This window comes from Lysinibacillus sp. Y5S-8 (assembly GCF_036894365.1).
In the GTDB taxonomy this organism is placed as follows: Bacteria; Bacillota; Bacilli; order Bacillales_A; family Planococcaceae; genus Lysinibacillus; species Lysinibacillus fusiformis_D.
Map to the genome: position 1 here is coordinate 2241839 of NZ_CP145889.1, position 26590 is coordinate 2268428.

Sequence of the window (26590 nt, forward strand, 5' to 3'; positions counted from 1 at the left end):
GCTCTTTAGATAAGAGAGCTGAATGAAAGCTTACAAAAGGATTGTTATTTGCATCCTATTCATAAATACCAACGCCTTTTTGGTGTTTGTCAATTTTTATCAACTGACGATGGTTTGCGCTATTTGCAGGAAAGAACTAAAAAAATTTTAAATTGGTTGTAACTTTTCGCAATGCTATACGACTACTCTATTAGTAGAATACAAAAAAACTAAAGCAAAATAGTAACATTCACTTTTCACAAAATGACCAGGGCTCAATTTCTGAGTGCCTGGTTATTTTGTTGGATACAAAAAGGACATGCATTTGTTGCATGTCCCGTGTCATTTATTCGCTAAGCATCGCTTTTAATGTTCGCTTTTGCCAGCCTAGCTTGAAGTAGGCATATTGCATAATGAAATGGACGCAGAAGGTAATTGGATAGGCTAACCAAACACCGTTTAATGCAAGTGACGTATGGTGGGACAAGAAGTACGCTAATGGCACTTGCACAACCCAAATCGTTATGACTAAGAAGATGGTCGGCCATAGTACGACACCAGTGGCACGCATCGTAGCGGAAACGGTTTGCGTATGTCCAAATATTAAATAGCTCCAAAAGGCGATATATAAATAATTTTTGGCAATGAGCACAGTATCATGTGAATCGATAAAGAAAGCCAAAATCGGCTCTGCAAATAGATACATGATGAGAATGATTGCGCCACCTAAAAGATAGTTAATACGCACACCCATTTGACGAATTTTTTTAATCATTTCTGTAGAATTCGCTCCTAAAGCCTGTGCTACGAAAACGGATGTAGCAATGGCAATACTCATTGCAGGTACTTGTGCATAGCTAGCTACCTGATTGACAACGCCATAAGCAGCAGTGGCGTCAGATCCATAGGCATTGACAAAACCAATAACGGCAATTTCTGCAACTGAAATGGCAACCATACTTATACTTGATGGAATCGCTAGTTTTAATAATGATGTTAAAATATCTTTCTTTAATTTAAAATGCTGTAAGATGGATTTATCAAAACGTAGTAAATGCTTTGTTTTATGCAAATAAGCTAATAATAAAATCATGGTCACTAAGTTTGATAACACAGAAGCATAGGCAGCACCATTTAAACCAAACGCGGGTAATCCGAACCAGCCGAATACCAGCGGTGGGAGGAAGGCGATATTTAACACCACACTAATTACTAAAAAGAGAAAGGGTGTTTTCGAATCACCGACACCGCGCATAAAGGTTGTATACACTAAATACCAAAACATAATGGGTAATGTGAAAAATAAAATTTGTGCATAGCTAATACTCATGTCTAAAATATTTGTTGGTGTGTTCATAAAGCGTAAAATCCATTCAATGAAAAAGCCGCCAAAGAGCGCCACGATAATCGATAAAATTGTAGTAAAGGCAAGGGTTACCCCAACTACCTCTTTCATCTTTTCATGATGACCAGCCCCAAACGTTTGCCCAACTAAAATAGAGCTTCCCGAACCTATGCCAATTGCGAAGGCCATTAAAAAGAAGAAAAACGGGAAAAATGCGGAAATGGCAGCGAGTGCATCTACACCTAAATTGCGCCCGACGATAAACATCGCAAATACTTGGCCGACAGATTGCAGTACATTCGCTAGCATCACCGGGATTAAGAAATTAAAAAAGGCCTTTCGTAGTTTTTTATCATCCTGTAACATTTGTTCATTCATCGTTAAAATCCTCTTGAGTTTTAATAACCCATTTCTTTTAAGATTCGTGATAGTGTGCGAAGGCGTTCACCGATTAGCTCACCATCATTATTTAATGCTTGCTGAAAAAGCTGAATATCCTCTTTAATTTGTTCATTTTCTGTGCAAACTTCCACAGTCATAGCATCACCCTGTAAGCCTACTCGATTAATAACAGGGTCTGCTTCATCATATAAGTGCTCGTAGCGGTATGCATCCTTAAAATAAAGTTGTGTCTCACATACTAGAATAGCGAGGTCAAGCACACGATGGAGGGGTAGTTCTTCTGACTGACGTGACCATTTGCCACCTGTATGTCGCCAAACCTTCGCAGAAATATCAACCTTTCCTCGATCATTCCATTGTGCCAACCCAAGTGAAAGTCCTTGTGTATCAGTTTGATAAGCTGTACGCCCATCGATATTGGCATAGTTTTCAGCAATGATTACAGGTTTATGTTTTAAATGTGTTGGAATTTTCATTGTTAAGCACTCCTTGTTATTCGCATTTAGTAATTTAGTAAATTACTGCTTTAGTAAATTTAGCATTCACCTAAACAGAAGTCAATAGAAATGGCAGTGTAACTTTTTCTGCTAGGCTAAGTCTAATATGTAAGATGATGGAAGGGGTGATGTGATGAAGGGCTATCTGCGCATGTTTTTGTTTTGTATAGTATGTCTCGTAATAATACCTGTGAACACTGTCGCAACAACTTGGGTTTATCCTTTCGTAGTTTGGGATGGTTATATATATGAAGTAACGGACGAGAAAGTGCACGCAGTTGAGAATGAAATAGGAAAGGTAACGAAGTATTCAGATATGGAGCAACATGGAGGCAATTTTTCAAATGCATATCCAAAAGGAACCAAGTACTTTGCGATAAAGGGAACCGATACAAAGGTCGCCATCTCGGTACAAGTTGACAAAGGAGCATACCTTAAAGCGGTGAATGATGGAGAATATACGTATCAACGTAAAGCAAACATTGCCTTATATCTTTATAAAGCATTAGGAATCCTCGCCCTGTTCATCGTTATTTATCTATTGTTCACGAGTTTACGCAAGAAGCGTTAAGCTAGCAAATTCGTACTTTATGTAGGGATGTTGCTTCTCTATACAAGAAAACGATTATTGCTACTTTGCTTGTTTTTTACGGTATCGCATTTTTGAAGGAGTTAAACTTTAAACGGTTCAAAGAATAAGAGAAGTATGATAACGTGAAGGGTTAATTTTTTTCAAAATTCCTTCAAAAACCTGTCACCTTTTCAAAGCTGACACGACTACTGTAATAGTAGAATACAAAAACTAAAGCAAACTAGTAAGTTTCACTTTTCACAAAAAGACCAGGACTCTATTTTTCGAGAGTTTCTGGTCTTTTTGTGTGCTGAAAATAACACCGTTTTATAGTTTATGTTCTTAAACAAGGGATTTCTTAATCTCTTATTGACAATACATTCAGAAAAAATGAAACTTTTCCCAATAGACATGCGTAAAACTAGTAAAAGAACAAGGAAGGGAGCTCCTAAAAATGCGTCGGAAACACTTTATTATGATGGTTATTGCCTGGATTGTGGAGATAGCGTTAACCTATTGGATTGCCACAATGTTCTCTGTCCGATTTATAGAAGTGATGTTTTTCACTGGTATTGCCTTTACGTTAGGCACATTCTATTTTTCCAGCAGTGGTGGAGCCATGTCTAGGCTTTATGCATCTCAGGTTAGTGCACAAACAGGAATCATTCATGAGCGAGAACGATTCCAGGTAAAACTTGGTCCCATTTTTAAAGCCTCGTTCATATTTTTCCTCATTGGTTTGGTGTTCTTTATTTTACTTGTAACAGGCATCATTCCGCCTCAAAGCATGTAATATCTTGTGTAGGCTTGATTTAACTGCTCTTATACCTTTAAAGCTTCAAATTAAAAGTCGGCTATTCCTTATCGGAGTAGCTGCTTTTTTTATGGCAAAAAGTTCTAAAAACCCGACTTTACTTACAGGCATTGGATAGAAAGGGTTGTGGAAGTATATGAAATGTTTTAGCGAAATGGCTCAACCAAATCAGAGCCCGTTATTCGATTAGGACTATATTAAGAATTTGTTCAGAATTTGTAGAGATGTGCTTGGTAGAATTGGAAGGTTGTAAGATCATTACTCGATCAAGACCTAGGAGGTGGCGTTCGCAAAGGAGAAATACTATGTTGCCCTTTGACGAGATTCACTTATGAAAAAGAAAAAAATAGCGATCATTATTCTCTTATTTTTTATTTTGTTAACGAGCACACGCATATTGTGGTTGCATTTATTTACTCAGCCAGACCAACCCTACGCAGAAAAAGGGCAAATCGATGTACGGGATTTTGATTTTCAACAGAATGCTTTGACGCTGGATGGTGAATGGACATTTTATTCCTCTCACTGGTTGATGGATAGTAATCAACCACCTTCTCCCCCCACGTACATACAGGTTCCAGATGGTTGGGACCAAATTTTTCAAGAAGGTAAGCTGACGCCATATGGCTACGGCTCCTATCATTTGAAAATACAGGTTAATCCAGAAGAAACAAAAACATTTAGCATAAGGGTGCCTAGCATTCGTAGTGCAGCAGAAATATATGTAAATGATCGTTTAGTTGCGAAGGCTGGGGAGCTAGGTGAAAATCGAGCGCAAACGATGGCCAAAAATGTTCCATTTACAGCTTCTTTTGACACAAAGGGCCAAAGTGAAATCGACATTGTTGTGCAAGTGGCTAACTTTCAAGATCCTCGTAATGGGGGAATTGTGCGGTCTATAAAATTCGGATATGAAGATGTTATCTATCGCGAAACACAATTGTCTATCACCATGCAGCTATTAGTGGCAGTCGTTTTACTTTTACATGCCATTTACTCGATCATCCTATATTTGGTTGGAAATAAGGAAAGACCTTTATTGTTCTTTTCACTCTTAACCGTCAGTATCATGTTTTATTATCTATTAGGGAGTGACGATAAGCTTCTCTCATTTTGGTTTCCAATCAATTATGATTGGGGGTTTATATTGGTTCACCTTTCGATGATTGGCATTGGCTATTCCCTGCTACAATGTATCGATCCATGGCTACCACGCCATTTTCACCGTTATCAGCAGGGATTTGCCCTTGTATGTGCCTGTGCAGCTGTGTTGGCTATTGTACTACCAACACGATATGTAGTGTCGATACAAAGTGTTTATATTGTCATTTTAGGCGTTCCCATTGTGATCACCATGATGATGATGCTAGGAAAGGCGCTCAAAGATATCCGTCAGCATGTTTTTCTACTTTTAGCAATCCTTGCATTTATCAATAGTATTCTTTGGGATATTTTGCTACTGATTTCAGGAATCAAGGTGATTTCATATCCCTTTGATTTGATAATGACCATTGCTTGTTTAGCGACATTGTGGTTTAAAGATTATGCAAAAGTGCATGCGGATACAAAAGACCTTGCCCAAAAATTGCAAGAGACAGATAAACTAAAGGATGAATTTCTGGCAAGCACCTCCCATGAATTACGCAATCCGCTGCATAGTATTATCAATATGTCCAAGGCTGTTTTAGAGCGCGAGTCCCATGCACTTAGTCATAAAAGCGTCCATGATTTAGAAACGGTGCTGTCTGTTGGGCAACGAATGTCGCATTTATTGAACGATTTACTTGATGTGATGAGCCTAAAGGATAATACACAAAAATTGCATCTGACCACGGTTTCCATTCATACCATCGTGGCTGGCGTCTTCGATATGCTACGTTTTATGATTGAAGGAAAGCCGGTTCAGTTTGTTCAGCAAATTCCAGCAGACTTTCAAAAAGTATTGGCAGATGAAAATCGGGTAATCCAAATTATTTTTAATTTGGTACATAATGCCGTGAAATTTACTAATGAAGGTACTATTACAATTTCGGGCTATACCGAGGCTAGCATGGCGAAGATTGTGGTGGCAGATACGGGCATTGGCATAGATGAGGAAACCATGCAGCGATTATTTGAGCCATATGAGCAAGGTACTGTCAGTAAGACGATAGTAGAGGGCGGATTTGGGCTAGGGCTTAGTATTTGTAAGCGACTGATTGAACTACAAAGGGGAACATTGGACGTACAATCAGTGGTGGGACAAGGCACCACCTTTACCTTCACATTACCACTATCTGACGAAGCGGAAGCTCAAGAGGTAACGCTTGCACAGCAGGCTCATCAAAAACAGGAAAGCCCTGAGGTACAGCAAGATGGAATGAACGATGTAGGAGATGCGTGGAATCAGCCACGAATTTTAGTAGTGGATGATGAGCCCATCAATTTAAGAGTGGTGGAAACCCTCTTGGCGAATGAGCAGTATGATGTCGTCACGGTGACAAGTGGTTTGCAGGCACTTGAATATATACGGTCCCAGGAATGGGATTTAGTGATTTCAGACGTAATGATGCCGAAAATGAATGGCTATGAATTAGTACGAATCATCCGTAAGCAATTCTTCATGACGGATTTACCCGTACTATTACTAACTGCACGTAGTCAGCCACATGATATTGAAAATGGCTTTTCAGCAGGGGCCAATGATTATGTCGTCAAGCCTGTTGATGCCTTAGAGCTTCGATCTCGCGTTGAGGCATTAACAAAGGTGAAGCGATCTATTCAAGAACGACATCGTATGGAGGCAGCGTGGCTTCAGGCGCAAATCGAGCCCCATTTTCTCTTTAATACATTAAATGCTATCTTAACGTTAAGTGAATTGGACAGTGAGCGGACAGCTAAATTAGTAGAGGCATTAAGTGATTTTTTAAGAGAATCCTATAATTTTCAAAACGTAGAAGCGCTTGTTCCATTAGAAAATGAACTTCGGTTAATTCAAGCCTACCTCTATATTCAGCAGGAACGTTTTGGTGAACGTATTCGCGTCGTATGGGACTTAGATACAGCGACAAATGTATGGATTCCATCGCTAACCATTCAACCGCTAGTTGAAAATGCATTAAAGCATGGTATTTTAAAGCGTGTTGAAGGGGGAACCGTTCACATTCGTCTCATTGATTGTGGTACTCATATCGAAATTAGTGTCTCAGATGATGGCGTTGGTATGGACGAAGAGCAATTGGCGAAGCTACTACAGCCGAACAAACATCCATCCAGAAGTATTGGCTTATCAAATACCCATAGACGTCTGCAACAGCATTACGGTCAAGGCTTACACATAACAAGCAAGCTACATGAAGGAACTGCTGTTTCATTTGTTGTATTACCAAAGAAAACAACTAATCAATTAGATGCCTTATCCCTCAGCGAATACTGAGAGGGGAAGGCATCTTATGTTAATGACAAATTTGATTCTGAGGCATTTTGGTTTTAAAGTGCGTAAATAAATAACAGCCCATAATAACGATCAGTCCTCCAATGCCTTGAAGCCAACTCAGCTTTTCTCCGATAAAGAAGAACGCGAGCAGGGCAGTGAAAATCGGATTGAAGTTTAGGAAAATGCCAGAGGTTGTGGCTCCTAATTGCTGTACGCCCATATTCCAAAAGACCATACAAACGACAGTAGAGATAATTCCTGTATACAGAAGAGAAAGTATGAAAGATGGATTGATATTAGAGAAGGTGAATTCCATACTGGTGAACGGAACAAGAGTAAGAACACCAAACACTCCCGCATACAATGTGGCCATTAATGGAGAGGTTGTTTTCATAGCCCACTTACTACAAACCGAGTAAAGTCCCCAGACACAAACCGCAGCTACCATCCATAAATCCCCTATATTCAATTGAAAATCCAGTAACTGCTGCAAATCTCCTTTCGAAAGGACGAGAACCACCCCCATGAAAGAAAGAGTCATAGCCAAAAGCTGCAAGCCATTTATTTTTTCTTTGAGAAAAGCAAATGAAAAAAGAGCTATGGACATCGTATTCATCGTTGAAATAAGCCCTGCATTCGTGGATGTTGTTCGCTCCAACGCTAAAAATTGAAAAATATTAAACAAGGCGACACCTGTAATACCCATTAACAATAACGGCACAAGCGCTGCTTTTGCAGGGACTAGCTTCTTTTCTTTCCACCAGACTAATGGTACAAGGACAATCACCGCAATGAACCATCTTGCCATCGTTAAAGTCATCGGAGAGGCATGCGCCACAAGCGTCTTGGCCACAACAAAATTGCCTCCCCAAAGTAAGCTTGTGACGAGCATTAAGCCCATATAAAATTTGACCAAGGTATGTAACCCTCCTATGATTTTATGTATATTAAGAATCATAGCATTATTGAGGTTTTGGCTGTATAATATTTTGTATAAGTGTACTAATTTGAAATAATTAAAATAAATTCAATAAATTTCAGAAGAATATTCTGAAATAGAGTCTAATATGTACTTGCCGAATAATAATCAAAAGGAGAGATAACAATGGAGGAGATTAAAAATAAAGCATTAGACAGTGTGGATCTTCAAATTTTAGCGATTTTGCAGAGAGAGGTGCAACTCAGTAATGCAGAATTGGCTAGACGAGTAAACTTGTCTCCGCCAGCTACCCATACAAGGGTCAAACGCCTTGAAACAGAAGGATATATCGATCAGCAAGTGGCTATTTTAAATCAAGAAAAGCTAGGATTTGATTTACTGTGCTATGTCTTTATGAGCACTAATATTCACCAAGCGAAGGAAATCGAGGAATTGGAGGACAGCTTAAAAACGATGACCGAAATCATGGAATGTCATTGTTTAACAGGTGCGTATGATTATTTATTAAAGGTTGTCATTCGAGATCGCAAAGAATTAGATCAATTCATCCGCAAATTAAATAAGCTAGGGGTTTCTAGAATTCAAACGAACTTATCCTTGAGGGAAATTAAATATTCTACTGTGTTACCTATAGAAGAAAACAGCAAGTGTGAGTTTTAGGCTCAAACTTGCTGTTTTTTTAGTTTTCAGGATGACCTATTAAGGGTTTTCTACGATACTTGTGGCATACTTTTTAGGTTATACAACGATAGAATTTTATAGAAGCGTGTTTGGATGCTATCTACTTTTCTCGTTATTCATCCTTTGCTGGGAGTTGGTCATATCCCAAAGTATTCAGGTTTTCTTGTGGCTGCGCATTGACGGTTTGTTCTTTAGCTTCCGCTTCTTCGCTAGGCGGAGCTTCTTCCGCAGAACAGGCAGCTAAGAGGAATAATAGCACGCAACTTAATAACAGTAGCTTCTGCATGAGGCAAACCTCCATATATTCGATGTAGATATGAATATTTTGTCCATTTTCATGCAGAATATGTTGAACATCGCTTACAAAAAATTATGCTACTGTATTACTAATAATGGTACTAAAGCCATTAGTGGCAGCATTGTTTATAAGCTGTTCTATAGATTGAACTGCTTGATCTGTGAAAATATACCAGCTATCTTCAAACACATCATGCAGTAGATGATGGGGATGACCTTGTAATAGTTCATCAGGGAATCCAGTATTTAATGAATAAATATCAAATTGTTTGACTGTGTTCGTATCATCGCTCATAAAACGATATTGCCCACGTTTAGAATAGGAACCAGGTATGTCTAAATTAATTTGCCATGAATATTCTTTAGGTTCCTCTACTTTGTTTCCTTTTTGCTGGAAAACTTGATAAAGCGCTTTATGATAAGCATTGCCTTTAATGTCTTGAATAACACCACCCATTGTCATTTGATATTCATAGCGAAGGGCTTTTATTTTTTTATTGTCAAGTAGTAGTGGTTCAGAAGTGATACTGACTGTACCTTGATTGTATTGGACCTGACTGCCAAATGTTTCCGCAATAAAGCGAATCGGTACATAGGTACGATTATTTTTCATGTATGGCTGCACATCCAATTGCTCTGTTTTGCCATTTTTCATGACAGTCTTGTTGTTGAGATTTAATACAATCAATGTTTTATTCATGGCAAGGGTAATTTGTGAATCCTTCCAATGCACTTGCGCACCTAGATTTTCACTGATCACACGCAATGGCACCATGATTCGATTGCTTCTTTGCTCAGGTGCTGTATCAGATTTTACTACTACGTCATCTATTTTAATTTGTGTAGTGGCAGCATCAGCCGGAAAAGCCACAAAAAACATAGATGTTAACAATAGTCCAGTGAAGACTTTTTTCATGGTAGTCAACCTCCTGTATTCGAGTTTTTAGCATCTTCAATATTTTACCATAGTTATTGGCTATTGGTAGCTAATTTTTTACAGCTATATTCCGTAATTGTTCTCGAATACTAACGGTGAAGGGAGGTTTTTAAATGAAATTATTGACCTGGGGTATTGTTGGTGCAGCACTGTTTGCTGCCATGAAAGGCTATGGGAAATCAAATCAAGGACAGAAGGATAGCTTTCAACAAACGACGACGCCTGTACAACTAGTCGCCAATGCGAATCCACTGACAGCCAATACACCGAAACAGTAAAACGAAGAGAAGCTTATAGATTACTTTGATCTATAAGCTTTCTATAATTTTACATAAATATCATATAATTGGTATAATAGATTGCGAGAAAAGGGGTGTATAGATGCTTGATTTTACAAACTATCATGACGATGATTAGAAGAAATTCTGCAATTATTTTACGAAACTGTACATAGTGTGAACGCTCAAGATTATTCACAGGCACAATTGGAGGCTTGGGCACCGTTAGCAATGCAGCGAGTTAACGTAGCGGCTTGGCAAAAGACTTTAAGAAATAATAAGACCTATGTCGCAAGGGCGCATGATCAAATTGTTGGCTTTGGGGATATGACGCTGGAAGGTTATTTAGATCGTCTTTATGTCCATAAGGATTTTCAGAGACAGGGGATTGCAGCAGCCTTAGTAGATTTACTAGAAGCGGACGCAAAAAAGCTTGGTCTTACCCATATCTTCACAGATGCTAGTCTTACAGCGAGACCCTTCTTTGAACGAAAAGGATACCAAATCATTCAAACACAAACTGTCGAGCGTCAAGGCATATCGTTCATGAATGTTAGCATGGTTAAATTATTTATTGATGAAAAGGACGGATGAAAAGGATGAATTATGTAAAGGGTTTTGTCGTATTAATGATGCTATGCTTCATGCTTAGTGCCTGTGCACAAACAGAAAAGCCTTCCGATGAAAAACCAGATGTTGAAAGTATCACGGTTTCATTCGAACATCCAGAAACGAAGCAACCATTTAAAATAGTTCATGCTTTTGAATTCTCCATTTTCCTGCAAAAAAAAGAAGAACACTCTTTTGTGTTCCTCTCCAGATTATCTACTTTGTGTCTGTAGTGCTAAACGGACACCGAGACCGATATAGACAAAACCAACAGTTTTTTCAAGCCAACGTGAGCTACCACTTGTTTTCGTAAAGATTTTTTCGCCAATGAAGCTTGTAATAATCGCTAGTAGTATTGTATACAAAGCACTCATCACGACAAAGGTGATGCCTAATGTTAGCAATTGGCTTGTGACAGATTGCTCATTGTGCTGTACAAATTGTGGTAAGAAGGCAAGGAAAAATAAAGCTGTCTTCGGGTTTAAAATTTCTGCTAAAAAGCCTTGGCGGAATGATGTACTAGCAGGGCTTTGTTCCACAGTTGGTTGTTCAATTTTTTTGGGTTTTGTGAGGAGCATCTGAATACCTAAATAAACAAGGTAGGCCACCCCAATATATTTCACTACCTCAAAGGCTGTAGCTGATTTCATCAAAATAGCAGAAAGACCTAAAACAGCCGCTAACGTATGAACTAAATCTCCAAGACCGATGCCTAAAGCGGTATAAATACCATTCTTTTTCCCACTTTTTAATGTTTGTGTAATCGTGATAATAACAGCAGGACCTGGGATTAAAAATAATAAAAGTACTATTGCGATAAAAGATAACATGCGAAACCTTCCTATTCTAATAAACTAATCAATCTAAGGTGAATGCATGGAATATTATATTCCAGCGACTATAGGGCTGTCGATAAAGAAATATTGAAAAAGGAATGAAAAAAAATTCAGAAAATGATTTAGCGAGGAGATGATCGGCATGAAATGGTCCTATTGTCTACAACTATTCATATTTATCCCAATCGTGGTGACGAGTATGTATGGTCTTATTACAAAAGATTTTTCGTTCTTACCAGTTACTTTCATATTGTTAGGTTGTACATTTTTACTCATTGGTATGAGAGAGTGGCAAAGAGCCAAACGATCTGCCATTAGTATTCTTTCTTTTGGTACGGCCATTTTTCTATTTGTAATTGTCGGACAGTCATTTTTTAACTAACTTCATTTTTTATTACTAAGTACTAATATTTGGTGTTAGAATAAGGTTATAAAAATGCTGTGGAGGAATCAATATGTTAACAAGTCAACAATTGCAAGAAATATTACCACATCGCTATCCGTTTCTTTTAGTAGATCGTATTTTGGAATTAGAGGAGGGGAAGCGTGCAGTTGGATTGAAAAATGTGACAATCCATGAGGAGTTCTTTCAGGGACATTTTCCACATTATCCTGTCATGCCAGGTGTGCTCATTGTGGAAGCGTTAGCGCAAGTCAGTGCAGCCATTATGCTGACAAAGGTAGGGAATGAGGGGCGGTTAGGCTTGCTTGCGGGCATTGATCATTGTCGCTTTAAAAAACAAGTAAAGCCTGGTGATCAGCTACGGCTTGAGGTAGTGATCAACCGTGTGAAAGGGACAGTCGGTAAAGGAAGTGGGGTTGCCACAGTGAATGGAGAAATCGTTTGTGAAACAGACCTTGTTTTTGCTTTTGGCCAGTAAAAGGAGGTCCTTTTATAAATGATAGTTTCATGCATAGTGTTTTTGTCTTGACTTTGCTTGATGACGTACTACAATCTTGTCCTCATGATTCAATTGAAGACTCCCTTCTCTATAGGGGCAATGAATGCTTTTTGGCGGGTGAGCGCCACGTGGGAATAACGGTGAGCTTGTCACAAGATGTAACGATCTGCGGGTAACTCTATTCGTTATCTAGAAAAAACTGAAATCGGCGAAAGTGAAGCGTCTGCGACAAATACACCGTGGTGTGATTGAATGTTTCGGACAAGCTTCAACAAAAAATTATATGAGTGCTGGAAAACATACGTCATGATAAATTTTAATGAAATAAAGCTAAACATAAGCATTTTTTTATGAAATCCACAAATAATAAAGTACGAAAATTATTTGGGGACGTGAAAATGTGAAAAAATTTTTACTGTTTTTACTACCACTTTGTTTGATCACGGTGTCGTTTTTTTATGTCAAAGTAAGTTCTTCTGAAAATAAGGGCAGAAAGTATTATGAGGAAGCGGGACAAATTCTTTGGGAAATCCAAACAGAGGAAAAAATCATTGCCTTAACGTTTGATGATGGTCCACATCGTACCTATACAGCGGATGTTCTTGATGTATTAGAGAAATACAATGCGAAAGCTACTTTTTTTATTGTTGGTCAAAATGCAGAAAAAAATCCCGAATTGATAGCAAGAATGTATGAAGAAGGGCATGAATTGGCCAATCATACCTTTACACACCCTTTAAAAACAAATGTACCTAATTTAATGAAGGAAATTCAACAAACAGATGAGGTAATTGCAGGAATTACGGGCTATCAGCCAACCTTATTTCGACCCGTTGAAGGGCAATATACCGATGCCATGATAGAGGCGATTGCCAAAAAAGGCTATAAAGTCGTTATGTGGTCCTGGCATTTGGATACGCTCGATTGGAAGAATCCAGGGGTCAATCGCATCGTTAATACGGTTTTAAAAGGCGTAAAGGCTGGCAATATTGTGCTGTTTCATGATGGTGGCGGAAACCGAGCCCAAACCGTCAAAGCATTGGAGCAAATCTTGCCAGAGCTTGAAAAGCAGGGCTACCAGTTTGTGACGGTTTCTGAATTGATGGAACTACAAAGGACTCATCAAAAGATAAAAAAACAGTAGTGTGGTAGGTATTTGGCTTCCACGCTACTCTTTATGTAAAGGTTATTTTAACATTTTTTTGATTTGCTTTAGCTCAGCAATTAAATAATCGATTTGTTTCTGCATGTTATCGACTTTGGCTGTTTGATCACCATTATTTGTTGGAGAAGAATCGTTCTTCGCATTTTGTAGTGCCTCTAGAGCTAGACCAGCTGCGATGGTCTGAATGCCATCCCCTAAAGTTGAAATGGCTGTGCCGATATAGGCTAACTTTGCAATATAAATATCCATTGAATCATTGTTCTGGTTCTGTTTATTATTTCTTCCCATTTTCCTGCCTCCTTACAATTGTCATTACTTGCATCATATGCGACAACAATGGAAAAGGCGATTCACGAGGCATTTGAATGATTCGCTAAAATGGTAATGTTAGCTCAGCAAAATTATTGGGGAAAATAGCATGGGCAAATGTAGAGCTTGTTGAAATGGATAGTGCGTTGCTAGAGAGAATGGGCAGGAGCGATTGGCAAACTTTTAAAACTTTTTACGATTTTTTCAATGTCCCTATGTAGACGTTGCGACGGAAACATTCAAATGGCTGCACGAAAGTTAGGGTTATAGCCTAAGTTGATTGAGCTTCAAGAGATGAGCTGATGGAAAAAGCGCCTACACTGTATGGTAATTTTTCAGTCGTATATAAAGGGCAACTGCTTTCCTTCCGTCGATTAACTGTTCATTCCGTTTATAAAAAATGGCAAAAAAAGAATGAATAGTTGCTGAGGAGCTGCAACTTTTTTCGTCACTTGTACGTTATATTCTTATAGCATTTCTATGATTCTTTGAGTTTTTGGTTGACTGCAACTAGGAAATGAGTAAAATTAAAAGGCAGTACCATTATATACCTAAACTTAACAGTATGATGGGGTAAATAGGTGCTAGGATGCTAGATAGGATGAAGCATGATAGGTTAAGGTTTGTCATGAAGTTTTGGCAGTCTTTTTCTTTTCGTCTTCTGGATAACCTGTTAAGATGGTAGTAGTGTGACAACAAGTTAGTGTATATGAGAGTGGTGACAATCAAGATGGATGAACAGAAAAATGAAAGTACAGAACAGCAGCAGGAGCCGACTCCAGCAGAAATAAAGCCGGCAGGACAATTTATACAACTGAAACCGTTTAAATTTATCATGCTAATGTTCTTTACAATCCTTATTACGGCAGGGTTAACGATTTTTGCGTTAACGTTTGGTGATAAGAAAGTAGTAGAAGTGAAAGTTCCGACTGAACGTGAGGAATTTACAAAATTATATGAAGCATTTGATTTACTGAAAAATAACTATTACCAAGATATTGATGATGAAAAAGTAGTCGATGGTGCTATTAATGGTATGTTCGATGCATTAGGCGATCCTTATTCTGACTTCATGGTAAAGGAAGAAGCAGATCAATTTAATTCTGGTTTATCTTCTAGCTTCCAAGGAATTGGAGCGGAAATCCAAGAGCGTAATGGTTATATTACAGTTGTGTCACCTATCAAAAATTCTCCTGCAGAAAAGGCAGGCTTATTACCAAAAGATATCATCTTAACGGTTGATGGGAAAAGCATTCAAGGCTTGAGTGCAACAGAAGCGGTTGCTTTAATTCGCGGTGAGAAAGGAACACCAGTGAAATTAACGGTGAAACGCGGCGAAAACACAGAGGCTATTCACATGACCATTGTTCGTGATGAAATCCCAGTAGAAACAGTTTATGGGGAAATGCTCGATGGCAATATTGCCCATATTCAAATTACCTCATTTAGTGAACAAACAACGAAAGAGCTTGAAAAAATCCTTGCTGAGTATGAAGGCAAAGGAATGAAGGGCATTGTGTTAGATTTACGTCAAAATCCTGGTGGCTATTTAACGGCTGCTGTCGATATTTCTAATTTCTTTGTACCAGAAGGAAAAGCGATTGTTCAGGTACAAGAAAAAGATGCAGAGCCTCAGATTACAAATGCCATTGCAGGTAAAAAATATAACCTACCAATTACAGTACTTGTCGATAGTGGTAGTGCCTCTGCCTCTGAGATTTTAGCAGGTGCATTAAAAGAATCTGTCGGTGCCAAAGTTGTAGGTGAAACATCCTTCGGTAAAGGGACTGTCCAAAATGTAACACCATTAAAAGACGGCTCTAATCTGAAATTTACAACAGGTAAATGGTTAACACCAAATGGGAACTGGATTAACGAAAAAGGCATTGAGCCTGATGTCAAAGTTGGTTATCCATCGTATGCTACTTTACCTTACTTGAATGCCTCTTTAGAAATGAAGACCGGCTTACAGTCGGACTCTGTAAAAGCAGCAGAGGAGATGCTTCAAGTGCTAGGGTATGAGCCTGGTGAAGTAGATGGTATTTTCGATGACAATACTGCACGTGCTGTAGAAAAACTACAAGCAGCAAATAACCTTGAAGAAACAGGTATTTTAACAGGCAATACAACGTATGCGTTAATGGATGCTTTACGTGCAAAAATGAAAGCCGATGATCCTCAGTTATTAAAAGCGAAAGAGCTTCTTTCAGGAACAGCCGAAAAAACAGAGGACACAACAAACTAACAATGTAGCTGTCGCAACGGTCGTCTTTCACGGCATTTGCGACAGCTTTTTTTATAGGAGGAAAAATGATGAAAGATGTATACCTATTTAGTGGCTTTTTAGGGAGTGGCAAAACATCCATGCTTACGGATGTCATTCGCCAATTAAAAGAAAAGAATCTAAAGCCTGCAGTTATTATGAATGAGCTAGGAAAGCTGCCATTTGACTCACAGGCAGTGGAGAAAGATATCCCGCTCAAGGAGATGCTGGAGGGCTGTATTTGCTGTTCAGGTGCTGAAAAAACGGAGGCACAAATTCAATCTCTTCTATTAGATAGTGATTTTGATGTATTAATTATTGAAACAACGGGAGCTGCTCATCCTGTGGAAGCATTAGACGCTGTGTATTCACCACTTTTTGCAGATCAGTTAAATGTCAAAGGCATTATTACAGTGGCTGATTCCAAGCTCTGGCTGCACCGTGATACGTTAACACCGCAAGTACGCTCTTTATTTATGGAGCAAATTCGACATGCGCACTTATTATTAGCAAATAAAACAGATTTATTAACAGAGGCAGAGCAAGGACAAGTGGTCTACGAACTCCAAGGCTTAAACCCACATGCTTTTATTTTGCAAACAACGAATGGGCGAGTTCCACTTCACTTACTTGAAGGCTTAAAGGCAACGGCACAGGTTGATAAAGCTGGCATTGTCAAAGCGCCAATAGCCTCCATGCAGCTTGGCTCACGCTTAGTGGAATTCACAGATAGCGAATTTACACAGGAGCAATTTGAAGATTGGATTCGTACATTACCAGAAACGATTTATCGTATGAAGGGCTATGTGCCGATTGAGGGCATTAAAAATCCGATGCTGTTTCAATATGCTTATGGAATGGTCCAATGGCTCCCTGAGTATATCAAAATGCCAGCAAAACTTGTCATTATTGGAGAAAATGTCAGTTCTTTACCTATCATTGGGGGACAATGAATAAAAATGATAATCTGCGAAATTTTGCATATGTACGTCATATGTAGCTTTACGCAGGTTATTTTATTTTTATGTAAATGAATTGTAATGCCTTTGTAACACAACTGTAATATTAAATAGTAATAAACACGCGACACTAGCTATCTCTAGGTCTATTCCATAATTGAAGGTAAGAAAATAGGCTGAGAATCTAGTGCATAAAACCATCATTTTTTATTCATTTTAATTGCGTATTTTCGAAAATAGTAACGAGTTTAAGAGGGGTGTCAACCCTCTTTCAAACGTAAGTATTTCATAGATTGGCGAAAACTAGTAAAAAATAGTATAAAAAAAACGCGATTTTTCGCGCATTTCTTTCTTCGTTGGAGACGTTAGCAAATGTTGGTAAGATTTTTATGAAAATCATCCTTTACGATTAGTTGCAGAGAAGGAGGAATTGCAAACATGAAAAAAACACTCACTGCAATTTGTGCAACAATTCTTTTAGCAGCTCCAATTCAAATAGCTTCTGCTGCTGCTAATACAACAGAAGGGGATTCTGTACAGCAATCAACGAACTGTAAAGTTTATTATTATAAATGGTCAAACAATCATAAGTGGAATATCAAATTACCACAGGCATCTACACCATCTAAAGAGGTGCCAACAACAAATAATAATACACAAACAACGCCAAATAATAATCAACCATCACAAAACGAAAAGCCAGCAACACCACCAGCTACTTCAACACCATCAACAACAACTTCAGATGTGAACGCATTTGAACAGGAAGTAGTAAAATTAACAAACGCTGAGCGTACAAAAGCTGGTTTATCACCACTTCAAACAGATGCGAAATTAATGGCTGCAGCTCGTGAAAAATCACAAGATATGCAAACAAACAAGTATTTCTCACATACAAGCCCAACATTCGGTTCACCATTTGATCGTATGAAAGCTTTAGGCATCACTTATAAAGGTGCTGGAGAAAACATTGCTCAAGGTCAACGTTCACCACAAGAAGTAGTACAAGCGTGGATGGACTCACCAGGTCACCGTGCGAACATTTTAAATGGTAAATTTACGCACATCGGTGTAGGTTACGTGAAATCAGGTAACTACTGGACACAACAATTTATTCAAAAATAATCACTTCTTACACAAAAGATACCCGATAAGTCTCTAATGGCTTATCGGGTATCTTTTTTTATTTGCAAAAGTTTAAATGCTAATGGACTGCTTAATTATTGAGCAAATCACAGTCTTCATCACTCATATATCAACCTTTATCATCCAACTTTTAAATTTTATCGTCTAACCATCAAAATGATAGTTTTTAAACTATGTTTTTGGGGAATTACTAAATTAGTAGTAGGTAAAAAGTAGGGAAGGGTGAGGTTGATGAAAAAGCCGAATTTATTAAAGCAATTTTTTGCAAGAGAAGAAAGTACACAGGCGATAGCGCTGGCTACAGTTCAAGATCATCGTTTATTCTCATATGCCATGTCCTTTGCGAAGTATCACCCTGATATGATGATTGTCTTTGCAGCGGATGGAGAAATTATTTATGTAAATCAAGAGGCACTCTATCAACTATTACACTATCGACCAAGCCATGCAGAGGATTTTAAGCGAATTTTGACGGTCCCTGATTATAAGCGGCTAAAAAGAGCATTCAACCAAACATTGCGGGGGAAATCGGTCAAAATTGATATAGAAAGGCTACAGCATCAAGGTCAACAGCTAAGTCTTGTACTAACATTTATACCGATTAAAAATGGTGAGGATCAGACAGAGGGGCTTTATTTAATTATTGAAGATATGTCCACCTATTCTGCGATGAAGCATCAATTATTGCTTCATGAAAAGCATTTAAATTATGCTCAGCATATTGCCGCAGTAGGGAGCTGGGAATACTTTATTCAGCATGACAAGCTGTATTGCTCCGATAATTTTTATCAAATTTTTGGCTTTAGCCGTTCAGAAAACGACGGTATTGATCGAGCTTTCCAATTCATCCATCCAGATGACCATGAAAAGACCTACGATGCATTTAACAATGCCCGAAAAGGCATCAACTTGAATAGTGAATTTCGAATATACCATGGTGAAACTCATGATTTGCGTTATTTACAAGCAGCCGCAGAAGTAACTTGGAAGGATAATAAGCCCTTTAAGATGGTTGGGGTTGTAAAGGATCATACAGCTTTTAAACTGCTTGAGCAGGCATTAAATGATACACTCGCCAACTATCATTATATTTTTAATCATTTAGATGCGGGGATTTGGATGCGAGATTCCATTCGAGGAACAATGCTTTTTGCCTCAAAAGGGCTAGAGGGAATTTTAGGCATTCCACTAGCGAAGCTTTACGAAGACGCCGAAGTATGGATTAACATGATTCACCCTGCACATCGCGAGGAGGTACTAGCGTACACCGATTATCTTGCTATGGGCAAGAGCTACCAAGTGATTTATCGTATTCTTTCAGGTGAAAACCAAACAAAATGGTTGCTTGAGCAAATTGTACCAAGACTCGATGAGGAGGGAGAAGTAAATCAAATTTTTGGCTTAGTAACGGATATTACAAAGGAGGTTGAACGAGAAAAGAAGCTCAATTATTTAGTGTACTACGATGAATTGACAGGCTTACCAAATCAATTGAGCTTGCATGATAAAGTGGACACGCTCTGTTCGGCAGGCGAGCCATTTGCCCTTCTCTATATTTCCATTAATCGTTTTCATGTGCTAAATAATGCATTAGGTTCACAAATCGGTGATGAGCTTCTTCGAGTGGTGACCCAGCATTTTGCCAAGCTTCTCGATGATACTAGTTACTTGGCACGCCTAGATCACCAGCATTTTATTTTGGTAATGAAAAAATATGTGAGTAAACAGCATATTTACGCATCGGCTAATCGTTTACTGAAAATCTTTGATACCGCTCTGACGATTAAAGACTATCAATTGCATCTCTCTGCTAGCATTGGCATTGTTTTTTATCCTGAGGAAGGTGGAGCGAGAAATATCTTATTAGAAAATGCTTACTCTGCTTTGTGCTATGCGAAGCAACAAGGGCGCAATCGCTTTCATATTTATGCCTTTACAGAAGATATTACTTCCTATAAGCAATACGTGCTAGATCGTGATATGCGTCAAGCGATGTTAAATGAAGAGTTTGAGCTATATTTTCAGCCATTGGTAGAGCCACAAAAAGGCAATATTTATGGGGCAGAGGCGTTAATTCGTTGGCATCATAAAGAATGGGGGCTTGTGTCACCTGGTGAATTTATCCCTTTAGCGGAAGAAAATCATATGATCCATATTATTACAGATTGGGTCATTAAAAAAGCATGTGCTTTCTTGCAGAAATGGAAGCAAGATGGGCATGTACTGCGTACGATTAACATCAAAATTTCACCTATTCGTTTGATGAAAAGGGGCTTTGTCCCATTTCTTCAAGAGCAATTGCAGCTCAATGAAATCCCTGCTCATTATTTACAATTAGAAATTACAGAAAGGACCATTTTAAAAAATAGTGCAAGTGTTATGACGGTATTAAAGGAGTTGCAAGAACTTGGTGTCAAAATTGCTATTGGTGATTTTGGAACAGGCTATTCATCGTTAGAATCATTGCGCACGTTTCAGCCAACAACGCTTCATATCTATGAGGCGTTTATTCGGCAAATTCGCCATGATCATCCTATTGAAAATGGGCTTATCTCAACAACAATCTATTTAGCAAAAATGCTAGGTATTCAAGTAGTGGCAAAAGGGGTCGAAAGCTATGATCAATATATTTTTTTAAAGCAGCATGAATGTCATTATCTACAAGGTAGCATCTATTCAAAAGCAGTTCCTGCGAAGGCTTTTGAAAAAATGCTAGCTAAAGGCTTCTTAGAACCGCCGAAAGCGATTGTCCAGCACAAGCCAGCTGTGGAGCGTCGCAAGTATTTTCGCTTTCATTTCCCAGCCTATGTGAAGGGCTCTATGACTATTATCGAAATGAACCAGCAAAAGCTTGCTATCGGTCATACGCCAATCGTGATTGAAAATATTAGCTTAGGGGGAATGAAGATTCGCTCTACACTGAAGCTACCAATTAATCAAACGATGAAGTTTCAATTTAACTTTGTGTTGATGAACCAGCCATTTAATATAGAAGGTACATTTAGATGGACATTAGAGGAAAAGTATCAAATTTATTCATATGGAGTAGCCTTCAATTTAACGCAGGAGAATGAGGGGAAATTAGCCCCTATCATCAATCGTATGACAGCTTTGCATAATCAGCATGAAAAAATAGAGGGGACGCCCTTTATCTATGAAGATATTGAAGCTTATTTTAAAAAATAATCCATTTAAAGATGCCCCTCTGTTTTAACGGGCATCTTTTTTATGGCTATGAATCCCACTGTGCAAGCGTTTGAAAATGGAGAAAAATGTTTATACTCTCCAATAGAGGGGGGCGTTTTATGGATAAAGTGGAGTATATGATGAAAAGCCTACAAAAAGCATTCTACCATTCCTCGGATTTGACAGTCAGACAAGTAGATTGGCATGAAGGGGATACGGCTATTTTATGCTTTTATGCTTCTCTAGTTGATGCGAAGGAAGTACAAAAAGTACTGGATACCATTTATGCCCGTTTAGATACAGATAAACCTTTTTGGAGTGAAACCTTAATTACGACATTGCAAAATTTTTCCTTACCGCAAGCGATTGAAAGGGTCTGTCAAGGAGAAACAATCGTGATATTGCCTGAAACGGGAGAGATGCTGACACTTAGCATCATGAATGAGGTGCGTCGAAATCTCGAAGAGCCGAACAACGAACATATTCTTCGAGGCTCGCATGAGGGGTTGATTGAGCGTGCAGACACCAATTTAGCCTTGATACGAAAGCGAGTGAATAACCCAGCCCTTATTGTGAAATCTTTTTCGATTGGCCATCAAACCAAAACAAAAGCCTACTATTTGTATATGGATGGCGTTATACAGCCTGAGACCTTACAGGAGATCGAAAAGCGAATTGCAGCGATTCAAATCGACTATTTTTATAGTATTGGTCAATTAAGTGATGCTTTAGAGGATTCGGTGTTATCGCCATTTCCACAATTATTACATACAGAGCATCCAGATCGTGTGGTAGCCAATTTAGTGGAGGGCAAGGTCGTGATCATGACAAATATTTCACCGTCTGCCTTAATTGGTCCCGTGACGTTTTTCTCTTTCTATCAAACACCTGATGACTATAATGGTCGAGTTGTCGTTGGTTCTTTTTATAAAATGGTTCGTTTACTATCATTTGTAACGGCGGTTTTTTTACCAGCTTTTTATATTGCAGTGATTAGCTTTCACTTTGAGGTACTGCCCTTAGAATTAAGTAACCAAGTGAAAAACGATGTCAACGATATTCCTTATCGACCTCTAATCGAAGCGCTCATTCTTGAGATTATTATGGAGCTCATTCGAGAATCGAGTATTCGCTTGCCACAATCAGTAGGGCAAACGATTGGAATCGTCGGAGGATTAGTAATAGGCGATGCCATTGTTAGTGCGGGATTAGTGTCAAATTTAATGGTCATTGTCGTTGCCTTAACGGCTATTTCAAGCTATGTCGTGCCATCTGTTGAATTGAATAGTACCATACGCATGCTACGCTTTCCGTTTATGGTACTGGCCTCCTTGTTTGGATTTTTAGGAATTGTCGTAGGGATTGTTATTTTACTCATTCATCTTATCAGTTTAACATCTCTCAAACAGCCGTATTTTTCACCCATCGTTCCTTTTCAGCCAAAAGCGGTGTATAAAATTTTTTTACGTTGGCCATTCATTAAACCGACAGCACAAGTCACTTCCTTTCAACCACCGAAGGATGAGCAGCTAAAAAATGAGGATACGCCATGAATTTTTCTTTATCCAAGGCGCAATTTTTTTTACTACTATTTATTATTCAAACAGGTGTTGTCTACATTGCCTTCCAAACACCATTAATCATTAACAGTCAACATAGTGCTTGGGTTGTTTTTATTTTAGCGAGTGTCATTCATTATAGCCTGTTACTTTTGTTTGAACAGTATTATCCGTATTTCTATTTAAACGGATTTTTTCGCTGGGTCTATCAAATCTATTGGTTAGTTTTAACCGCTGTATTGATAGCCTATATGGGGTATGTTTTAGCCACATGGGTATTACCACAAACACCTGAATGGTTTGTGGTTGTGATGATTGTAGGGCTATCCTTGTACGCCAACCTCGTAAGACCAGAAACGGTCATCAACATTGGTGTTATGCTCATACCGATTATTTTTCTCTTCGTGATTTTTTTAATGCTGGCGATTCCAGATTTAACGTGGAGTAATCTTTTTCCCGTTGAATGGAGCAATACGAAACAAATCATGGCGGGCTTGATTCATAGTACCTATGCTTTTTTTGGAATTGAAATGTACCTTCTTTATCGACCGTTTCTAAAACCAGATACACAAGTGAAAGGGAAACCTTTATTAATTTACCAATTGGTCATTTTTGTATTTTATTTGATTTCTGTGCTTTTTACGCAAATGTTCTTTGCCCTAGATGAAATCAATTTAATCCCAGAGCCAATTATGTATGTTTTAAAATCCCAGGAAGTGACCTTTGTTAAACGGCTTGATATATTCTTCGTTTATATTTGGCTATCATGGTCTATTGTCACGGTCATGATATTTGGTCTGTCCTTTCGAGTGCTGTATTTTTCAAAAAGGAGGAAGCACCCGAAACGGAGTATTGTCATCTACCATCTTTTACTGGCAATTCTGCCGCTCTTTGTGATGCAATTTCAACGCATTGAGTTTATCAAAAATTCTTTACACTATGTATTATTTGTGTTTACTTTTTTACTACCAATGATCATTATGTGTTGGAATAAATGGAGGGGAAAACGTGTTTCGTAAAGGGAGTATGATCATTTTATCTGTATTACTATTAGCGGGCTGCTGGGATGAACGCCTTTATAAAAACGCTTCTGTTGTGACGCTCGTTGGTGTGGATGGCTATGTTGGGGATTACAGAGGTTATTTTGCCTATCCGAATACAACAACACAGCAAAACGAAGTGATCGAAGCGGAGGGGATTTCACCGAGAGATGTGCGCACTAATGCCAATTTGAAAGTTGAGCAAACGTTAGATTTATCGGAGCTGTCAACCATCCTAATAGCCGATCAAACGGCGAGAAAGCCACTTAATGATGTTTTGGACATTTATTTTCGTGATCCTCAAAATCCAATTTCCATTAAAGTAGCGATAACAGAAGGGGATGTCCAACCATATATGGACTTAACAAAGGATTTAGCAGGAGGTGCTGGATCTTATTATGAACGCTTTATCGAAAGCACAGAGGAAAATACCTTTTTTCCGAAATTAAATTTACAGACGGTTGGCTCCATGCTATTTGAACAGACCATTGATATCGTCCTTCCTTATATTCGGCTAAGTGAGGATAAACAACATGCTGTGGCGGCTGGGTTAGCCTTGTTTTCAGGTCCAACTTTTACAGGCGCAGTATTAACACCAAAACAATCTCTTATCATGCTTCTCTTAATGGATCGATCTAATAAACAAGCACGCATGAGCTATATGTGGAAGCATGACGGGAAAGAAATGCCGATTACAGCAAATATCATCCAGATAAAGCGTAAATGGACAGTGAATGAGGAACTAAAAAGAATAACGCTGGATTACCAAATCGAGGTGGAAATCGAAGAATTCGCCCAAAACCATTTGTATAAAGAACCCATTTTTAAGGATGTTCAACAAATGATTCAAGAGCATGTGCAGGCTGAATTTGAGGAGGTTATACATATTCTTCAGAAGCAAAAGTCTGATGCATTAGGAATTGGCCGCTACCTTCGCGCTTATCACCCGAAGATGTTTAAGAAGGACTGGCATACTGAGTATGCTTCGTTACAGCTAGTGCCATCTGTTCAAATAAAAATCATTCGTACAGGTATTTTACGCTAAAAAATCGCCTTTCTCAGGAGGGAGAAAAGCGATTTTTTGTCGTTAGACGGCCACTCTTTTTTGAACAATTAGCAGACGAATAAGTAGGGTGATTGCGCCCATTGTTAAACCAGCAACAAGTCCAATCCAATATCCAAATGGACCAAAATCAGTATGCGTAGCAAGGGTATAGCCCACTGGCAAGCCAATGATCCAATACGAGATAATTGCCATCATAAATGTAATCATGACATCCTTATAGCCACGTAATGCCCCTTGTACGGGCGCTTGAATCGCATCCGATAGCTGGAAAATGGCTGCATAAACTAAAAATTGTACAGCATACTCAAGTACTATTGGATCTGTTGAATACATATGGGCTACAGGCTCACGTAAAATAAATAAGATACAAGCAGAAATAAAACTAAATAAAATGGCTGTGCCGACACATAGATAACTATAAATACGAGCATCCCGCATGCGACTAGCACCAATTTCAAAGCCTACTAATATGGTAACGCCCATGGAAATACTAAGCGGCACCATATAGAGCAGGGAGGTGAAATTCAAGGCAATTTGATGAGCAGCAATAATCTCTGTGCTAAAATGACTCATCATCATGGTAACGGCAGAAAAAATGCTTGTTTCTGCAAATAAGGAGATACCAATTGGCACACCAATCAGTAAAATTTCCTTCCATCGAAGCCATTCCAGCTTCGGCCAATGGTGGAACAAACGGAAACGTTCGAACGGTACTCGTTTGGCGATAATCCATACAGTGATCAAGAAAATGAGCCAGTACGTAATTGCTGTTGCGACACCTGCACCAATCCCGCCAAGCTCCGGTGCGCCGAATTTACCGAAAATAAAAATGTAGTTAAGGACGATATTAATCGGCGTTGTCAGTAATGTAATAATCATTGTGACACGTGTCTGCCCAAGGGCATCAATGAAACAACGCATGACAAAAAATAAGAATAAAGGTAAAAGACCAGCACACATCGCATAGATGTAGCCTTTTGCAATGCTATGTACAGCAGATTCTAAATTCATCTTGCTAAGTATCCAATCGATGCCAAAAAAGAGCCCTGTGAAGATGATGATTGCCAGCAAAATGGCTACATAAATGCCTTGCTGAACGGCCTTTTTGGCATCCATCTCTTTTTTCGCTCCGACTAGCTGTGAGACAATCGGTGTAATGGCAAGGAGAATACCCGATAGTCCTGTATAAATCGGCATCCAAATGGAGGAGCCGATCGAGACACCTGCTAAATCGGCCGTCCCATAGCGACTGGACATCAAAATATCAAAAAATGAAATAAGATAAATGGCTACTTGTGTTACTAAGATGGGAACAATCATTTTTAAAAGTAGTGCATATTTTTCCTTAATTGTGGATGTTTGGTACATATTTGATACTTCCTTCGTGAACATAA

General features: G+C 38.7%; 25 protein-coding genes. 17 read left to right on the forward strand and 8 right to left on the reverse strand.

The features are described 5' to 3' along the window. Positions 1–325: 325 nt before the first annotated feature. On the reverse strand, positions 326–1702 hold the full coding sequence (locus V6670_RS10895) for an MATE family efflux transporter (RefSeq protein ID WP_338654220.1): 1377 nt from the start codon (positions 1700–1702) through the stop codon (positions 326–328). 20 nt (positions 1703–1722) lie between these two features. Continuing rightward, the gene (locus V6670_RS10900; protein ID WP_338654221.1) at positions 1723–2202 is read right to left on the reverse strand and encodes a DUF6530 family protein; all 480 of its coding nucleotides are present in this window, start codon (positions 2200–2202) and stop codon (positions 1723–1725) included. Between the two features lie 211 nt (positions 2203–2413). Between V6670_RS10900 and V6670_RS10905 the strand changes: the two genes are divergently transcribed. From V6670_RS10905 to V6670_RS10915, 3 genes are all read left to right on the forward strand, one after another. Then, a complete protein-coding gene (locus V6670_RS10905) occupies positions 2414–2794 on the forward strand; it encodes a hypothetical protein (RefSeq protein WP_338654222.1) in 381 nt (126 codons plus the stop codon). A gap of 454 nt (positions 2795–3248) precedes the next feature. Further along, complete coding sequence (locus V6670_RS10910) at positions 3249–3587, forward strand: hypothetical protein (RefSeq protein WP_338654225.1); 339 nt, start codon at positions 3249–3251, stop codon at positions 3585–3587. A 352-nt stretch (positions 3588–3939) separates the two neighbouring features. Next, a complete protein-coding gene (locus V6670_RS10915) occupies positions 3940–7023 on the forward strand; it encodes an ATP-binding protein (RefSeq protein ID WP_338654226.1) in 3084 nt (1027 codons plus the stop codon). A gap of 19 nt (positions 7024–7042) precedes the next feature. On the opposite strand, the gene V6670_RS10920 is transcribed toward V6670_RS10915, so the two are convergent. Next, a complete protein-coding gene (locus tag V6670_RS10920; RefSeq protein ID WP_186436167.1) occupies positions 7043–7981 on the reverse strand; it encodes a DMT family transporter in 939 nt (312 codons plus the stop codon). A 147-nt stretch (positions 7982–8128) separates the two neighbouring features. On the opposite strand from V6670_RS10920, the gene V6670_RS10925 reads away from it, so the two are divergent. Beyond that, complete coding sequence (locus V6670_RS10925; RefSeq protein ID WP_036126093.1) at positions 8129–8623, forward strand: Lrp/AsnC family transcriptional regulator; 495 nt, start codon at positions 8129–8131, stop codon at positions 8621–8623. Positions 8624–8756: 133 nt separating this feature from the next. On the opposite strand, the gene V6670_RS10930 is transcribed toward V6670_RS10925, so the two are convergent. Together V6670_RS10930 and V6670_RS10935 are read right to left on the reverse strand one after the other, a co-directional pair. After that, positions 8757–8930, reverse strand: a complete 174-nt coding sequence (locus V6670_RS10930) for a hypothetical protein (protein WP_338654232.1) — start codon at positions 8928–8930, stop codon at positions 8757–8759. 84 nt (positions 8931–9014) lie between these two features. Beyond that, positions 9015–9857 carry a copper amine oxidase N-terminal domain-containing protein gene (locus tag V6670_RS10935; RefSeq protein WP_338654235.1) on the reverse strand — a complete coding sequence of 281 codons (843 nt, stop codon included), beginning with the start codon at positions 9855–9857 and terminating at the stop codon, positions 9015–9017. Between the two features lie 134 nt (positions 9858–9991). Here V6670_RS10935 and V6670_RS10940 point away from each other — a divergent pair, with 134 nt between their 5' ends. The 3 genes from V6670_RS10940 to V6670_RS10950 all read left to right on the forward strand — a co-directional run bounded on the left by V6670_RS10940 (position 9992) and on the right by V6670_RS10950 (position 10998). Next, the gene (locus tag V6670_RS10940; protein WP_180957800.1) at positions 9992–10156 is read left to right on the forward strand and encodes a hypothetical protein; all 165 of its coding nucleotides are present in this window, start codon (positions 9992–9994) and stop codon (positions 10154–10156) included. Between the two features lie 177 nt (positions 10157–10333). Further along, positions 10334–10750: a GNAT family N-acetyltransferase gene (locus V6670_RS10945; protein WP_338654238.1), complete on the forward strand. Its 417-nt coding sequence runs from the start codon at positions 10334–10336 to the stop codon at positions 10748–10750. Positions 10751–10755: 5 nt separating this feature from the next. Further along, positions 10756–10998: a hypothetical protein gene (locus V6670_RS10950; protein ID WP_338654240.1), complete on the forward strand. Its 243-nt coding sequence runs from the start codon at positions 10756–10758 to the stop codon at positions 10996–10998. On the opposite strand, the gene V6670_RS10955 is transcribed toward V6670_RS10950, so the two are convergent. After that, positions 10978–11595 (reverse strand): LysE family translocator, encoded by a 618-nt coding sequence (locus tag V6670_RS10955; protein ID WP_036126079.1) that lies wholly within the window; start codon positions 11593–11595, stop codon positions 10978–10980. The genes V6670_RS10950 and V6670_RS10955 overlap by 21 nt on opposite strands. 148 nt (positions 11596–11743) lie before the next feature. Between V6670_RS10955 and V6670_RS10960 the strand changes: the two genes are divergently transcribed. From V6670_RS10960 to V6670_RS10970, 3 genes are all read left to right on the forward strand, one after another. Continuing rightward, entirely contained in the window at positions 11744–11983 is a 240-nt protein-coding gene (locus V6670_RS10960) for a DUF3953 domain-containing protein (RefSeq protein ID WP_186436165.1), read from the forward strand. A 73-nt stretch (positions 11984–12056) separates the two neighbouring features. After that, positions 12057–12482 (forward strand): 3-hydroxyacyl-ACP dehydratase FabZ, encoded by a 426-nt coding sequence (gene fabZ / locus V6670_RS10965; protein WP_141904431.1) that lies wholly within the window; start codon positions 12057–12059, stop codon positions 12480–12482. Between the two features lie 421 nt (positions 12483–12903). After that, positions 12904–13647 (forward strand): polysaccharide deacetylase family protein, encoded by a 744-nt coding sequence (locus tag V6670_RS10970; RefSeq protein ID WP_036126074.1) that lies wholly within the window; start codon positions 12904–12906, stop codon positions 13645–13647. A 42-nt stretch (positions 13648–13689) separates the two neighbouring features. Here V6670_RS10970 and V6670_RS10975 read toward each other — a convergent pair whose 3' ends face one another. Then, positions 13690–13956, reverse strand: a complete 267-nt coding sequence (locus V6670_RS10975; RefSeq protein ID WP_036126072.1) for a hypothetical protein — start codon at positions 13954–13956, stop codon at positions 13690–13692. Positions 13957–14707: 751 nt separating this feature from the next. Here V6670_RS10975 and V6670_RS10980 point away from each other — a divergent pair. The 7 genes from V6670_RS10980 (at position 14708) to V6670_RS11010 (ending at position 25175) form a co-directional block, all read left to right on the forward strand. Further along, entirely contained in the window at positions 14708–16222 is a 1515-nt protein-coding gene (locus V6670_RS10980) for a S41 family peptidase (RefSeq protein WP_338654583.1), read from the forward strand. 68 nt (positions 16223–16290) lie between these two features. After that, a complete protein-coding gene (locus V6670_RS10985) occupies positions 16291–17193 on the forward strand; it encodes a CobW family GTP-binding protein (RefSeq protein ID WP_338654585.1) in 903 nt (300 codons plus the stop codon). Positions 17194–17637: 444 nt separating this feature from the next. Continuing rightward, on the forward strand, positions 17638–18324 hold the full coding sequence (locus tag V6670_RS10990) for a CAP domain-containing protein (RefSeq protein WP_141904429.1): 687 nt from the start codon (positions 17638–17640) through the stop codon (positions 18322–18324). Positions 18325–18576: 252 nt separating this feature from the next. Continuing rightward, positions 18577–21531 carry an EAL domain-containing protein gene (locus tag V6670_RS10995; protein ID WP_338654248.1) on the forward strand — a complete coding sequence of 985 codons (2955 nt, stop codon included), beginning with the start codon at positions 18577–18579 and terminating at the stop codon, positions 21529–21531. A gap of 119 nt (positions 21532–21650) precedes the next feature. Next, positions 21651–23084 carry a spore germination protein gene (locus V6670_RS11000; protein WP_089933626.1) on the forward strand — a complete coding sequence of 478 codons (1434 nt, stop codon included), beginning with the start codon at positions 21651–21653 and terminating at the stop codon, positions 23082–23084. After that, the gene (locus tag V6670_RS11005; protein WP_141904427.1) at positions 23081–24109 is read left to right on the forward strand and encodes a GerAB/ArcD/ProY family transporter; all 1029 of its coding nucleotides are present in this window, start codon (positions 23081–23083) and stop codon (positions 24107–24109) included. The genes V6670_RS11000 and V6670_RS11005 overlap by 4 nt, the downstream gene beginning before the upstream one ends. Beyond that, positions 24099–25175, forward strand: a complete 1077-nt coding sequence (locus tag V6670_RS11010; RefSeq protein WP_089933620.1) for a Ger(x)C family spore germination protein — start codon at positions 24099–24101, stop codon at positions 25173–25175. The genes V6670_RS11005 and V6670_RS11010 overlap by 11 nt, the downstream gene beginning before the upstream one ends. 42 nt (positions 25176–25217) lie before the next feature. On the opposite strand, the gene V6670_RS11015 is transcribed toward V6670_RS11010, so the two are convergent. Continuing rightward, entirely contained in the window at positions 25218–26564 is a 1347-nt protein-coding gene (locus V6670_RS11015; RefSeq protein WP_338654255.1) for an MATE family efflux transporter, read from the reverse strand. Between the last annotated feature and the right edge of the window lie 26 nt (positions 26565–26590).